Source organism: Streptomyces sp. NPDC004788, from assembly GCF_053601115.1.
This window is the reverse complement of the sequence record NZ_JBSGBF010000018.1, coordinates 18,016-30,650: the sequence shown is the minus strand read 5'-3', so window position 1 is coordinate 30,650 and position 12,635 is coordinate 18,016. Positions and strand designations below refer to the sequence as shown.

The following is a 12,635-nucleotide window of genomic DNA, read 5'->3' as shown; positions in this document are numbered from 1 at the left end:
TGCATACGGTCCGCTTGGATCCGATGTCTTGGATCCCTTGTCCGAGATCCATGGTTTTGGATCCGATGTTCGGGATCTCGGGTCCTGGATCCGACGTCCTGGATCCGATCGCCGACGCATCGCCGACGAAGAGGAGCGGTATGCACGCGGAACAGCCCGAGGCCGCCCCGCCCGGCGCCCTGTCCGGAATCGTCGTCGCGGACTTCGGCCGGGTGCTGGCCGGCCCGTACATGACGATGCTGCTCGCGGACCTCGGCGCCGAGGTGGTGAAGATCGAGCGTCCGGGCACGGGCGACGACACCCGCGCGTGGGGCCCGCCGTTCGCCGACGGGCAGGCCACCTACTTCCTCGGCGTGAACCGCAACAAGCGGTCCGTGGCGCTCGATCTGACCGACCCCGCCGACCTGGAGACGGCCCGGGCGATCGTGGACCGCGCCGATGTGCTCGTGGAGAACTTCCGTCCCGGCACCATGGACAAGCTCGGCCTCGGATACGAGCAGGTGCGGGCGTCCAACCCCGGTCTCGTCTACTGCTCCGTGACCGGTTTCGGCTCGGCCGGGGGCGCGCACCTGCCCGGCTACGACCTGCTGGTGCAGGCCATGGGCGGGCTGATGAGCGTCACCGGGGAGCCCGGCGGGACCGGCACCAAGGCGGGCGTGGCGCTCGTGGACGTGATCACCGGACTGCACGCCGGGATGGGCGTCCTCGCCGCGCTCCGTCACCGCGAACGCACCGGTGAGGGGCAGCGTCTGGAGGTCTCGCTGCTGACCTCGCTGCTCTCCGCACTCACCAACCAGGCCGCCGCGCATCTCGCCGCCGGCGTCGTGCCGCGCGCACTGGGCAACCGGCACCCCAGCATCACCCCGTACGAGGTGTTCGAGGCGAGCGACCGTCCGCTCGTCCTGGCCGTGGGCAACGACCGGCAGTTCCGGGCCCTGTGCACCCGGATCGGCAGCCCGGGACTGGCCGACGATCCGCGGTTCGCCAGCAACACGGCCCGGGTCGCGCACCGCGAGGAGCTGGCGACGGCGCTGTCCGAGCGGCTGGCCGAGCGCACCGCCGACGCCTGGTTCGAGGAGCTGACGGCGGCCGGGGTGCCCTGTGGCCCCATCAACGACCTGGCCGGCGCCTTCGCGCTCGCCGACCGGCTCGGCCTCGGCCCGCGGGTGCCCGACGCGGCCGCCGGACCCGGGCAGGTCGCGCACCCGGTCTCGTTCGGCACCACCCCGGCCGCCTACCGCTCCGCTCCCCCGCGCCTGGGCGAGCACACCGCCGAGGTCCTCGCGGAACTGGGCCTGCGCCCCGGCGGCTGACGGCCCCGCGGCTGACAGGCCCGGCGGCTGACAGGCCCGGCGACGGTTGTCCACAGGCGCGGAGAGCGGCCGGCGGCAGGTTGTCCACAGGCCACGACGGTCTGTCGGCGCGCCGTAGCAAGATGTACGCCACGCAGTCGAGGGAAGGGGCACGACCGATGAGCAGCACGGTGGAGAGGAGGCGGCCGCCGACCGCCCAGCAGTTCGTCCTGGAGGAGCTGCGCCGGGCCATCACCAGCGGCGAGTTGCGGCCCGGCGACCCGATAAGGCAGGACACGCTGGCGGCGCGGCTCGACGTGAGCCGGGTGCCGCTGCGCGAGGCGCTGAAGACGCTGGAGGCCGAGGGCCTGGTGGTGCACCACGTCCACCGGGGTTATTTCGTCGCCGAGTTGTCGCTCGCGGACCTGGAGGAGATCTACCGGATCCGCGGGCTCCTGGAGACGGAGGCGGTCACCGCCGCCTTCGCCCGCGCGCCGGACGGCCTCCTCGACTCCCTGGAGCGCATCCAGGCGGAGGTGGAGCGGGCGGCGGACGCGGGCGACGTGTCGGCGATGGCCGAGGCCAACCGGCGCTTCCACTTCGCCCTCATAGAGGCCTCGGGCATGCCTCGCCTGGTCCGCCTGATCACCACCCTGTGGGACGCGACCGACGCGTACCGCTCGCTGTACTACACCGACGGCTCGCACCGCGTGCTCGCCGTCCACGAGCACCGGGCGGTCATCTCGGCCGTGCTCGAACACGACCGGGCCGCAGCACTCCACTGGCTCGACGAGCACCGCCGCCACGCCGTCGCCGCGCTCCGCGAGGTCCTCGGCCGCGAGTGACCGGTGTGCGACCGGTTCGTGGTCGGGTTCGTGGCCGGGTTCGTGGCCGGGTGCGAGGCCAGGGAGCGCGGCCGACCATGGAGGAGGGGTCGTCCGTACACCGGGAGGCACCGACGATGCGCAACGACCGCGACACCCTCCGTGGCACGCTCCGGGGCTCATCCGGTCCGGTCCTGGACGTCCTCGTCGTCGGCGCGGGCCCCGTCGGGCTCACCGCGGCGGCCGAGCTGCGCCGACACGGCACGGCGGTGCGGATCGTCGACCGGTTGCCGGCCCGTCTGCCCTATGCCAAGGCGGTGGGCGTCCAGCCGCGCACGCTGGAGATCTGGGACCGGATGGGCTGTGTGCGGGCGGCGCTGGAGACGGCCGTGCCGCTGCGCGGGCAGCTCGCGTACGTGGACGGCGTCGAGCGGCCCCGGCTGGAGCTGACGCTGCCCGACGACGTGCCGTACCGCTTCGCGGCGCTGCCGCAGTACGAGACGGAGCGGATCCTGGAGGAGTTCCTGGCACGGTTCGGCACGCCGATCGAACGCGGCACGGAGCTGGCGGGCTTCGAGCAGGACGAGGACGGGGTGACGGCCCGGCTCGTCGGGGCGGCGGACGGGGCGGCGGCGGGCGGCGGGCCGCCGGTCGAGGAGGAGGTGCGCTGCCGGTATCTGGTGGGCTGCGACGGCGCCCACAGCGCGGTGCGCAAGGGGCTCGGGCTGGCCTTCGAGGGCGGGGCGTTCCCCGAGGAGTTCATGCTGGGCGACGTGGAGGTGGACTGGGACCTGCCGCCGGGATACGGCGTGCGTTCCACGCACCGGGGCGCGGCCGGACGCCCCGACGAGGTGCTGGTGGGCATTCCGCTGCCGGGCCGCCGCCGGTACCGGATGTCAATGACGGTGCCGCCCGAACTCTCCGCGGCCCGGCGGGCCGAGCTCGCCACGGCCGGCGGGACCGAGAGCATGGCGGACGCCGTGGCCGACGAGGTGACGCACGGCCTGGACAGCGGCGACGGGGCGCCGTCGCTCTCGGACATCCAGACGGTGCTCGACCGCCTTTCGCCGCGCCGGGTCACCGCCTCCGCGCTGCGCTGGTCGTCGGTGTTCCGGATCAGTCACCGGCTGGTCGACCGGTACGGCGCGGGGCGGGTGTTCGTCGCCGGTGACGCCGCGCACATCCATCCGCCGACCGGCGCGCAGGGCATGAACACCGGTATCCAGGACGCCTACAACCTGGCCTGGAAGCTGTCCCTGGCGGCCGCGGGCTCGGCGGCGCCGGGCCTGCTCGCGAGCTACGACGCCGAGCGCCGCCCGGTCGGCGCGGAGGTCGTCGGCCGTACCGTACGGCACTCGAAAGAAGGCGTGCAGGCCGATCCGGAGGCCCCGGCCAGGCTGCTGCTGCGCGAGGCGCAGCTGCTCGTCGGCTACCGGGACAGCCCGATCGTCGCCGTCCCGGAGCCGGACCCTGGCGCGGACCGAGGCCCGGACGCGGAACGGGGCGCAGAGGCGGACCGGGGCCCGGACGCGGACCGGGGCCAGGACGCAGACCGGGGCCCGGACGCAGCTCGAGGCCCGGACCTGGCCCAGGGATCTGGCCCGGCCCCGGGCGCCGAGGGCCCGGACCCGGGCGCCGAGGGCGCGGACCCGGGCGCCGAGGGCGCGGAACCGCGGCCCGGCGACCGGGCACCGGACTGCACGGGTCTCACCGAGCCGCTCGCCGCCTATCCCCTGCGCCTGTACGACCTGTTGCGGGACCGCGGTCATGTGCTGTTGCTCTACGGTGTCGGCGACCCCGAGTGGGCCGACCGGGTCGCCGAACTCGTCGAGCGGGCAGCCGAGTTGTCCGGCGGCGCGGTGCGGGCGTGCGCGGTGGTGCCCGGTGACGCGGCGACCGACGACGGGTTCGGCATGCCTGCGGTACCCGTGTACCGGGACGCGCGGGGCGAGTTCGCCCGCCAGTACGCCGTACACGCGCCAACCGCCTTTCTCGTGCGGCCCGACGGGTATCTCGGTGCCCGGCTGCAGCCGCCGGCGACGGCCTCCCTGGAGGCGTACCTCACGGGCGTCTTCCGTGTCTGAGCTGCTGCGGGCCCGCCGTGCGGGCAATCGAAGGCGGGCCTAGCCTGGGAGAGGGTGTACTGCCCTCGGCCGGCAGGAGGCTGCCGTGAGGAACTCACAGGCGCGTTGGCGCAGGCTCTGCATCGGGGTGGCCCTGACCGGGACGCTGTCCGTACCGGCGCTCGCGGGAGCGGCGTACGGCGCGGTGGCGTCCGGCCCGTTCGGCCCCACCGGCACCGCCGCCACGGCGAGCCAGGAGAGCCCGGCGGGCACCACCCCGCCTCCGTCCCCCTCCGGCGACGAGTTCGCACAGCTCTCCCCCGCCGTCGACGCGCAACTCGACGACGCGATACGGCAGGTGATGCAGGAGGCGAACGTCCCGGGCGTCATGGTGGCACTGTCCGCCCCGGGCAAGGGCCAGTACATCCGCTCCTTCGGCGTCGCCGACAAGGTGACCGAGCAACAGATGACCCCGAACCTCTACATGCGGATCGGCAGCGAGACCAAGACCTTCACCGTGACCGCGCTGCTCGAACTGGTCGACCAGGGCAAGCTGGGCCTGGACGACCCGATCGGGAAGTACGTGAGCGACGTGCCCAACGGGGACCGCATCACCCTGCGCGAGCTGGCCGGGATGCGCAGCGGTCTGTTCAACTACTCGGCGGACCCGGACTTCTACAAGGCGTTCACCTCGAATCCCGACCGCCCCTTCACGCCCCACGAGTTGCTGGACTACTCGTTCAGGCACCCGGTGAACTTCCAGCCGAACGCGCAGTTCGAGTACTGCAACACCAACCTGATCCTGCTCGGTCTGGTCGTTGAGAAGGTCGGTGGCATGCCGCTGCACGACTTCATCACCAGGAACGTGTCGCGACCGGCCGGCCTGCGGCACACGATCTTCCCGACGGACGCGGCCTTCCCCGAGCCGCACGCCCACGGCTACACGAACCAGACGGCCTCCGGGCAGATCGAGGACTCCACCGACTGGAACCCCTCCTGGGGCTGGGCGGCCGGCGCGATGATCTCCGACCTCCAGGACCTGCGGACCTGGGCCAAGGTGGTCGCCACCGGAACCCTGCTCACCGCCGACACCCAGGCGCAGCGGCTGAGGACCGGGCCGTCCGGCATCCCGGGCACCGGGTACGGCCTCGGCATCTTCGACGTCCAGGGCTGGATCGGGCACAACGGCTCGCTGCCCGGCTACGAGTCCCTGACCATCTACCTGCCGGAGCACCAGGCGACCCTGGTCGTGCTGCTGAACACCGACGTCCTGCACGACGGCGTCGAGCCGAGCACGCTGTTCGGGCAGGCGATCACGCAGATCGTCAGCCCGCAGCACGTGTTCAACCTGCCGCAGTCGACCGAGCCGCACGCGACCGCCCCGTCCTCGGCCTCGTCCTCGGCCTCCGCGTCCTCCCCGGGCTCCTGAGGCGGTTCAGGGCCCTCCGTACCCCGGCTCGCGCCCGTGAGGGATCATGGACAAAGGAGTCGAGAAGGGACGGGACGAACGATGAGGCACCGCAGTGTCGCCGACCTCATGACACCGACCGCGGTCACGGTGCAGCCGGGCACTCCGTTCAAGGAGATCGCCCGGCTGCTCGACGAGTACGGCATCACGGCCGTGCCGGTGGTCGACGAGGCGAACCGGCCGGTGGGCGTGGTCTCCGAGGCGGATCTGCTGCGCCGGCACACCGCCAAGGACGGTCCGAGCACCGCCGAGGCGATGATGTCCAGCCCGGTGGTCGTCGCCCGGCCTTCCTGGACGGCGGTGGAGGCGGCCCGGATGATGGAGCGGCACCGGGTGAAGCGGCTGCCGGTGGTGGACGCGGACGGGCAGCTGATCGGCGTGCTGAGCCGCAGCGACCTGCTCCAGCTGTTCCTGCGGCGGGACCGGGCCATCCAGGAGGAGATCGTGGAGGACGTGGTCACCCGCATCCTCGGCCTCTCCGCCGCCTCCCTCCACATCGACGTCGCCGAGGGCCGGGTCACCCTGACCGGCACGCTGCCGCGCCGGAGCCTCGCGCCGATCTTCGTACGGCTCTGCGAGGACGTGGACGGCGTCGTGGAGGTCGTGGACCGGCTGGTGTACGAGGGCAAGGACGAGGACGAGGACGAAACCGACGGCGCGGACGACTGAGCAGCCAGGCGTCTGAGCCAGGCGTCTGAGCAAGGCGTCTGAGCCAGGCGTGACGCGTCCCGGGCGCGCCGCCATGGGCGGGCCCGGGACGCGGGGCGGTCGGTTACTGGACCGCCTCCGGCCAGCCGTATCCGGGTCCGGTGCGCTGGGGCACGGTGTCCGCGCCCACGGCCTCCATCTCCCGGTTGGCCTCCCTCATCAGCTTGCCGGCCAGATCCGTCATGGCCCGGCTCGCGGCGAGGTCGTCGCCGATCACCGGTACGTCCACGTCCGTCGGGTTGCACCGCGCGGAGCCGTGGCCGGTGAGTTTCGACGTGCCGGTGTCCAGGCGGGCCTCCGCCTTGGTCCTGCCGTTGTCCTCGACCAGATCCAGGCCGACCTTCCACTCCAGGTGCCGTGTCATGGCCTGCCTCCTCGTGCCCTGCGGCCACGCGAGACCGACGCGCGGCCGTCTCCTTCCAGGATCCCGCCACCGCCCCGTATCCCGCCACCGGCGGCCGTGCACCCGTCCGTACTGCCACGCCGCCCGGTGGACGGACGCTACGCCTGCGCGGCGGCGAGCTTCTCGACCGCCGCGTCCAGGCGGGCCAGCACGCGGTTCCGCCCGAGCAGCTCCATGGACTCGAACAGCGGGAGTCCGATCGTGCGGCCGGTGACCGCGACCCGGACGGGCGCCTGGGCCTTGCCCAGCTTGAGGCCGTGCTTCTCGCCGACGGCGAGCAGGACGGCCTTCAGGTCGTCCGCTTTCCAGTCCGGGACGGTGGCCAGCTGGGCACGGGCGTCGGACAGGATGTCACCGGCGCCGGCCTTCATCGCCTTGTTCCACGAGGCCGCGTCCCAGGCCGGCGCGTCGAGGAAGAGGAAGTCGACGTAGCTGGTGATCTCCGACAGCAGGGCGAGTCGGGTCTGGGCCAGCGGGGCCGCCGCCTCGAAGAGGTCCTTGTCGAACGCCTCCGCGGCCCACGGCGCGTACGGGGCGACGAGCCACGGAGCGCAGGCGTTGGCGAACTGTTCCGGGGACAGCGCGCGGATGTACTCGCCGTTGAACGCCGTCAGCTTCTTCACGTCGAAGAAGGCAGGCGCGGTGTTGACGTCCTCGATCCGGAAGAGCTGCTCCAGCTCCTCGTACGGCATGATCTCCCGGTCGTCACCCGGACCCCAGCCCAGGAGCATGAGGTAGTTCACCATCGCCTCGGGCAGGAAGCCCTCGGCCAGGTAGTCCTCCAGCGCGACCTTGTCACGGCGCTTGGACAGCTTCTGCCGCTTCTCGTTCACGATCACCGGCAGGTGCGCCCACTCCGGCGGCCTGGCGCCGAGCGCCTCCCACAGCAGCTGCTGCTTCGGCGTGTTCGACAGGTGCTCCTCGCCGCGGATGACCTGCGTGATGCCCTCGTCCAGGTCGTCGACGACGTTGGCGATCAGGAAGACCGGGGACCCGTCACCGCGGGCGATCACGAAGTCCTCGATCGCGGAGTTCGGGAACGCCGGCTCCCCGCGAATGAGGTCGACCACGACGGTCTCGCCCTCGTCCGGCGTCCGGAACCGCAGCGCCCGGCCCTCCTCGAAGGCCAGCCCTCGCTCCCGGCAGAACCCGTCGTACCCGAGGTGGTCCGACCCGGTGCGCTCCTTCAGCCGCTCCCGGGTGCAGTCGCAGTAGTACGCCCGGCCGGCCGCGAAGAGCTGCTGGGCCGCGTCCCGGTGCCGGTCGGCGTTGTGCGACTGGAAGTACGGGCCCTCGAAGGCCGCGTCCTCGCCGTGGATGCCGATCGCCGCGAGCGCGTTCACGATCCCGTCGATCCACTCCGGCTTGTTCCGGGCCGCGTCCGTGTCCTCGATCCGCAGGACGAACGTGCCGCCGGACTGTCGCGCCACCGCCCAGTTGTAGAGAGCGGACCGTGCACCACCGACATGGAACATGCCGGTCGGGGACGGGGCGAAACGAACACGAACCGGGGCGGTAGACATGCGCCTCAGAGTACCGACGCCGGACACCCTCGCCGGACCATCCCGCCCGCCCGCCCGCCCGCCCCTCGCTTCCCTGCACGTCGGCGCACCCGAGCGCGCGTCTGCCTGTCTGGTCGGACGGGAGAGACAAGACCCGCATCAGCAGCAGACGCAGATCCTTGATGCCCAGTCGTCCGGCGCCTCCCCGTGCGCCGGCCTCCGCGGCGAGCTCGGCAGGCACATGACGGTTTCCCACGCCGCCTCCAACAGACGGGAGAACACCTACGGATCCACCGGCTGAAGAGCAACACGGGAACCAGACGCGGGATGCGGCACCCGAACGGTGGGACTCGACGGACTTGGCGGTCCGGAGGCGGTTGGGCCCCACCGACCAAACGACAAAGCAGCTCCGGCCGGCGCGACCGTCAGCCGGTCGAGCTGCGGGTGCATGACGACTGGGATCAGCTTCGATGTTGCGGATTGCTGCAGCCTTGAGATCCTGGAGTCAGATGCTATCGACAGGCCTTCCCTAATTGATACTTACGGCGTGGACACCGCTGGCGAGGGACAGGGCTGCGCAGCCGGTCGGGCACTCCGGTCCGACCTTGAGAATCAGGAAGCACCCGAGTGGATCGACCTCGGTGCGGTCGTCAAAGAGTGGTTGCCACGAGCATGCCGAGGCGTTCGTGGCTCGTTGCAGCATGACGGACGAGACGTGCGGACTGGTTTGGGCGGCTCGATGAAAGAGTCGCCGCCTTAGCGAGAGCACCGTACGCACCGGTCCGAGTCGGTGACCTCGGCAAGGGGAGATCGCAATGATCGAGAATGGCATCTTCAGCATGTTCGACACCTCGATCAGTCAAGTGAACCCTGAAGCGGAAGCGGCCCAGGATTCACTTGACAAGAGCATCGCCGCGGCGGACGTGATCGACACAACTGTCCCGGAATCAGCTCCTGAGGTGCAGGAAGTAACCTCTGTAGCAAGTCAGTTGGCGAGATCCCTGGGAAACGCGGCATCGCTTGACGACCTGCGAACAAGAGCGGCGGCTCTACCGGCAGCCGTTGATGCGCAGGCCCAGGCTTTGGGGGCGCAGGCTCAGGAGGCTCAATCCAAAGCCCAAGAAGTCGTCAGCAAGATTGAGACGGCTATCGACTCGTGGAGTAACGTACAGGACCTCGAAAGCCTTGAAACAGCTGTCAACGACACTGTGGCGGCAGCCGAGTCTCTGGGTGGATTCCTCACGATCCTTGGCGGGATCATCGCCATTTTCGCCCCTCCCGTGGGTGCCGCGATCGCCGCAACTGGCCTCGCACTGAACGCGTTCGCGGAAAGCGCGGATCTCGTTGTGCAGCAGACGGAAGACCTGATCGATCCGGAATCGGGTGGACCGGAGCCGGAACCCGAACCAGAGCCGGAGCCCGAACCCGAACCCGAACCAGAGCCCGAACCGGAACCCGAACCCGAACCCGAACCCGAACCGGAACCCGAACCCGAACCCGAACCAGAGCCCGAACCCGAACCCGAACCCGAGCCGGAACCCGAACCCGAACCAGATCCGGAACCCGAACCCGAACCCGAACCCGAACCCGAGCCGGAACCCGAACCCGAGCCGGAACCCGAACCAGAGCCCGAACCCGAACCAGAACCGGAACCCGAGCCAGAGCCTGGACCCGAGCCGGGACCTGGACCTGAGCCGGAGCCTGGACCGGAGCCGAGACCTGGCCAAGAAACCGATCCACCGGTGGTTCTTGCAGAGGAAGAAGAAGCCAAACCCGTCGCGGAGATGTCGAACCGTGCCAAATTCCAGAAGCCGAGGTTTGCACCGGGGGTCAGCCCCCGGTTGCCTGACCGCGGAGATTCTCATGAAGGATGAGAATCCGAACATGCCCGGGTTGCCGACCGGTGACTGGTGGGCTTACCGCACGCCATTCCGCCACTGGCGGGCTTCGGAGGTGCTCGACGATGCCTCTTATCAGTCGGTGTCGTTGGCGTTTCGGAGTTTTCTCGATGCCGATGACCAGCATAAGAGCCGATACACCCTGAAGAGGGGAACATCGAACTACGATGCGCAGATGCTGTCCATCGACAGCAGTATCGCGAACCTTTTCGAACCGTTCTTCTTGGGCAGCTGGATAAAGTCGCTCCGTGAGCTTGTTACCGTACCCGATATGCTTCGCGTCGATGCCGCCCTGCATTCAAGCCCCGAAGGCAGTCGCACGGGATGGATCCACACGGATTTCTGTTCCGGATGGTTCAACGAACCCACTGACGTCAATGGCTTTCTCTTCCCTGATCGTTCCGCGTGTGACTATTTCACCGGGCGACCCAAGAAGGCGTCGGCGAACCCGCAGGAGTACATTCGCGCCGCCACCATGATCTACTACCTCTGCAACGACGGATGGTCCGAAGGTGACGGTGGCGAGACGGGTCTCTACGGTGCTGAAAAGCAACGAGATCGGACAAGCGTCGTGCTGGTGCCTCCCCTGAACAACACGCTGCTGCTGTTCGAGTGCTCACCTCACTCATACCATCGATTCATCGCCAATCCGCGTCGCCGGCGCAACAGCATCATCCTGTGGTTGCACACGACGGTGGATGATGCGGAGTCGCGATGGCCCGATGCGGCGAACCGCCGGAGTTGGCGATGAAACCGGTCTGTCTGATCACCGGCGCGGGAGGTCGGCTCGGCCGACTTCTGTGCGCAGATCTCGCGCAGGATCATGAAGTCGTTGCCGCCTATCACACAACGGTTCCCAAGGTGGCTTCCCAGCTTCAATGGCCGGTCGGCACGACCCAGTCCACGTCACGGAATCTCCCTGCGATCCATTGCGTCCAGGCAGACCTGCTGAGCCGCGAGGACATACGCCGCGTGGTGGAGGTTGCCCAGGCTCGGCACGGCCGCGTCGACTCGATCATCAACGCGGCGGCCGACGTGCAATTCCTCGGCCGTCTCGTTGAGTTGTGGGAGTCCGGGGACGAAGCCGTTGCGCAACTGCTCGTCAACGCAGTCGCCCCCATCCAACTTGCGTCTGCGGTATTTCAAGCGTGTTGGAAAGATCAGACCGAAGAGAACAGTCGGTGGAACCGTAGCGTTGTCAATGTCTCCAGCGTATCCAGCCTGTACGTGGCCAAAGACGTTGGCCAAGCCTACTATGCAGCATCGAAGGCGGCACTCAACACCTTGACGATGTACTTGTCGCTTGAGCTGGCACCGTACTCCGTGCGCGCCAACGCCATATGTCCAGCGCGGTTTGAAAGCGAGTCCGCCGCTCAGCGGGTTGTGGGCGGTGTGCGGAAATTGATCAGCGGCAACGATACCGGATTGTTGATGTCTGGAATTCCCTGACCCATGACAGGCGAGAGCGTGGACATGAATTCACGGTCGATCCGATCGGATGCATTCCCCGGGGCGGCGCGCGGCAGTGCGGCGGCCACTTTGAGGCGAGAGCGGAGACGGCGGGCGGGTAAGCCGATGGGAGATGAGTGAGATGACTGAGATCAGCCCCGAAGAGCGCCAAAAGGCCAAAACTGCCGCTGCCAACGCTGCTGTCGCGTCCAACGACGCAGCGGTCGTCCTCGGGGTGGCAGGCCTTGCGGCTGCCGGTATCGGGGCAGCCAGCGGCGTCGGTGCACTGGCCGGTGTCGCGGTCGGTGCCACTCTCGGGATCTGCAGCTTCGGCGCGTGGTGGGTGGGCAACCGCTACCAGCGCCTCGCGAATGACCCGTCGCGGTCGGATTTCGACGAGGTGACCACGACCTCGGCGTTCCTGGTCGAGGAGGCCCTGCCCATCGATGAGCCGGACGCCACGGTAGCCCGCTTTGCGGCCCAGCAGCTCGTCCTCGTCGACGCACTCAGTGCGCTCGTCACCTCCATCGAACGCTGCGACGGCGCGACGGACGCCGGCGACTCCGCGGCTGCCGCTGCGCAAGCAGAGGCTGCACAGCAGAACGCCCAGGCTGCGGTGTCGGCGATATCGGCACAGGTCCAACTCAGCGATGCTCTCAACCAGGCATGGAGTGCAACACTCGAGATGGTCGACTTGACCTCCCTCACCATCGATCAGGTTCAGGAGAACTTCCGAGAAGCAGTAGGCGATCCGGCGCAGGCGCCGGGCACCGCACTGCAGGGTGTCTTCGCGACTGTCACCGGCCTCTCGGACAACAACGACCTTGCCGAACTCGATCTGACGTTGCACCCGGTGCTCACCGCCACGGAACTGCCGGCCGAGCTTGACGCGCTCATCGGCGCCGACTACCTGACCCTTCAGAGCTCCCTGTCGGACGCGTTCGGGAGTCTTGTCGTCAACGACGGCTAACGCGACACCGTTCCGCCGGTATCGAGCCCGCAGCGGCGACCTGGACCTCGCGGGAGAG

11 protein-coding genes are annotated in these 12,635 nt (G+C 69.4%); 9 read left to right on the top strand and 2 right to left on the bottom strand.

The genetic code is table 11. The features are described 5' to 3' along the window. The first annotated feature begins 140 nt into the window (after positions 1-140). The 5 genes from ACWEJX_RS11115 (at position 141) to ACWEJX_RS11095 (ending at position 6,316) form a co-directional block, all read left to right on the top strand. On the top strand, positions 141-1,313 hold the full coding sequence (locus ACWEJX_RS11115) for a CaiB/BaiF CoA transferase family protein (RefSeq protein ID WP_451607198.1): 1,173 nt from the start codon (positions 141-143) through the stop codon (positions 1,311-1,313). Between the two features lie 158 nt (positions 1,314-1,471). Beyond that, on the top strand, positions 1,472-2,137 hold the full coding sequence (locus ACWEJX_RS11110) for a GntR family transcriptional regulator (RefSeq protein WP_451607197.1): 666 nt from the start codon (positions 1,472-1,474) through the stop codon (positions 2,135-2,137). A 116-nt stretch (positions 2,138-2,253) separates the two neighbouring features. Next, on the top strand, positions 2,254-4,200 hold the full coding sequence (locus ACWEJX_RS11105) for an FAD-dependent monooxygenase (protein WP_451607196.1): 1,947 nt from the start codon (positions 2,254-2,256) through the stop codon (positions 4,198-4,200). A gap of 85 nt (positions 4,201-4,285) precedes the next feature. After that, entirely contained in the window at positions 4,286-5,608 is a 1,323-nt protein-coding gene (locus tag ACWEJX_RS11100) for a serine hydrolase domain-containing protein (protein ID WP_451607195.1), read from the top strand. 81 nt (positions 5,609-5,689) lie between these two features. Beyond that, positions 5,690-6,316, top strand: coding sequence for a CBS domain-containing protein (locus ACWEJX_RS11095; protein ID WP_451607194.1), 627 nt, complete (start codon positions 5,690-5,692; stop codon positions 6,314-6,316). A 103-nt stretch (positions 6,317-6,419) separates the two neighbouring features. On the opposite strand, the gene ACWEJX_RS11090 is transcribed toward ACWEJX_RS11095, so the two are convergent. Next, complete coding sequence (locus tag ACWEJX_RS11090) at positions 6,420-6,719, bottom strand: DUF1876 domain-containing protein (RefSeq protein ID WP_403788324.1); 300 nt, start codon at positions 6,717-6,719, stop codon at positions 6,420-6,422. A gap of 137 nt (positions 6,720-6,856) precedes the next feature. Then, entirely contained in the window at positions 6,857-8,233 is a 1,377-nt protein-coding gene (gene gltX / locus ACWEJX_RS11085; RefSeq protein WP_451607247.1) for a glutamate--tRNA ligase, read from the bottom strand. An 842-nt stretch (positions 8,234-9,075) separates the two neighbouring features. On the opposite strand from gltX, the gene ACWEJX_RS11080 reads away from it, so the two are divergent. The 4 genes from ACWEJX_RS11080 to ACWEJX_RS11065 all read left to right on the top strand — a co-directional run bounded on the left by ACWEJX_RS11080 (position 9,076) and on the right by ACWEJX_RS11065 (position 12,577). After that, on the top strand, positions 9,076-10,134 hold the full coding sequence (locus tag ACWEJX_RS11080; protein WP_451607193.1) for a hypothetical protein: 1,059 nt from the start codon (positions 9,076-9,078) through the stop codon (positions 10,132-10,134). Continuing rightward, positions 10,124-10,909 carry a 2OG-Fe(II) oxygenase gene (locus tag ACWEJX_RS11075; protein WP_451607192.1) on the top strand — a complete coding sequence of 262 codons (786 nt, stop codon included), beginning with the start codon at positions 10,124-10,126 and terminating at the stop codon, positions 10,907-10,909. Before ACWEJX_RS11080 ends, ACWEJX_RS11075 begins: the two co-directional genes overlap by 11 nt. Beyond that, positions 10,873-11,607 carry an SDR family NAD(P)-dependent oxidoreductase gene (locus tag ACWEJX_RS11070; RefSeq protein WP_451607191.1) on the top strand — a complete coding sequence of 245 codons (735 nt, stop codon included), beginning with the start codon at positions 10,873-10,875 and terminating at the stop codon, positions 11,605-11,607. The genes ACWEJX_RS11075 and ACWEJX_RS11070 overlap by 37 nt, the downstream gene beginning before the upstream one ends. Before the next feature lie 142 nt (positions 11,608-11,749). Then, positions 11,750-12,577: a hypothetical protein gene (locus ACWEJX_RS11065; protein ID WP_451607190.1), complete on the top strand. Its 828-nt coding sequence runs from the start codon at positions 11,750-11,752 to the stop codon at positions 12,575-12,577. Positions 12,578-12,635: the final 58 nt, after the last annotated feature.

Coding starts and splice junctions, on each gene's coding strand:
- ACWEJX_RS11065 (WP_451607190.1), top strand. CDS start 11,750: ATGACTGAGATCAGCCCCGAAGAGCGCCAAAAGGCCAAAACTGCCGCT.
- ACWEJX_RS11080 (WP_451607193.1), top strand. CDS start 9,076: ATGATCGAGAATGGCATCTTCAGCATGTTCGACACCTCGATCAGTCAA.
- ACWEJX_RS11105 (WP_451607196.1), top strand. CDS start 2,254: ATGCGCAACGACCGCGACACCCTCCGTGGCACGCTCCGGGGCTCATCC.
- ACWEJX_RS11095 (WP_451607194.1), top strand. CDS start 5,690: ATGAGGCACCGCAGTGTCGCCGACCTCATGACACCGACCGCGGTCACG.
- ACWEJX_RS11090 (WP_403788324.1), bottom strand. CDS start 6,719: ATGACACGGCACCTGGAGTGGAAGGTCGGCCTGGATCTGGTCGAGGAC.
- ACWEJX_RS11110 (WP_451607197.1), top strand. CDS start 1,472: ATGAGCAGCACGGTGGAGAGGAGGCGGCCGCCGACCGCCCAGCAGTTC.
- gltX (WP_451607247.1), bottom strand. CDS start 8,233: ATGTTCCATGTCGGTGGTGCACGGTCCGCTCTCTACAACTGGGCGGTG.
- ACWEJX_RS11115 (WP_451607198.1), top strand. CDS start 141: ATGCACGCGGAACAGCCCGAGGCCGCCCCGCCCGGCGCCCTGTCCGGA.
- ACWEJX_RS11070 (WP_451607191.1), top strand. CDS start 10,873: ATGGCCCGATGCGGCGAACCGCCGGAGTTGGCGATGAAACCGGTCTGT.
- ACWEJX_RS11075 (WP_451607192.1), top strand. CDS start 10,124: ATGAAGGATGAGAATCCGAACATGCCCGGGTTGCCGACCGGTGACTGG.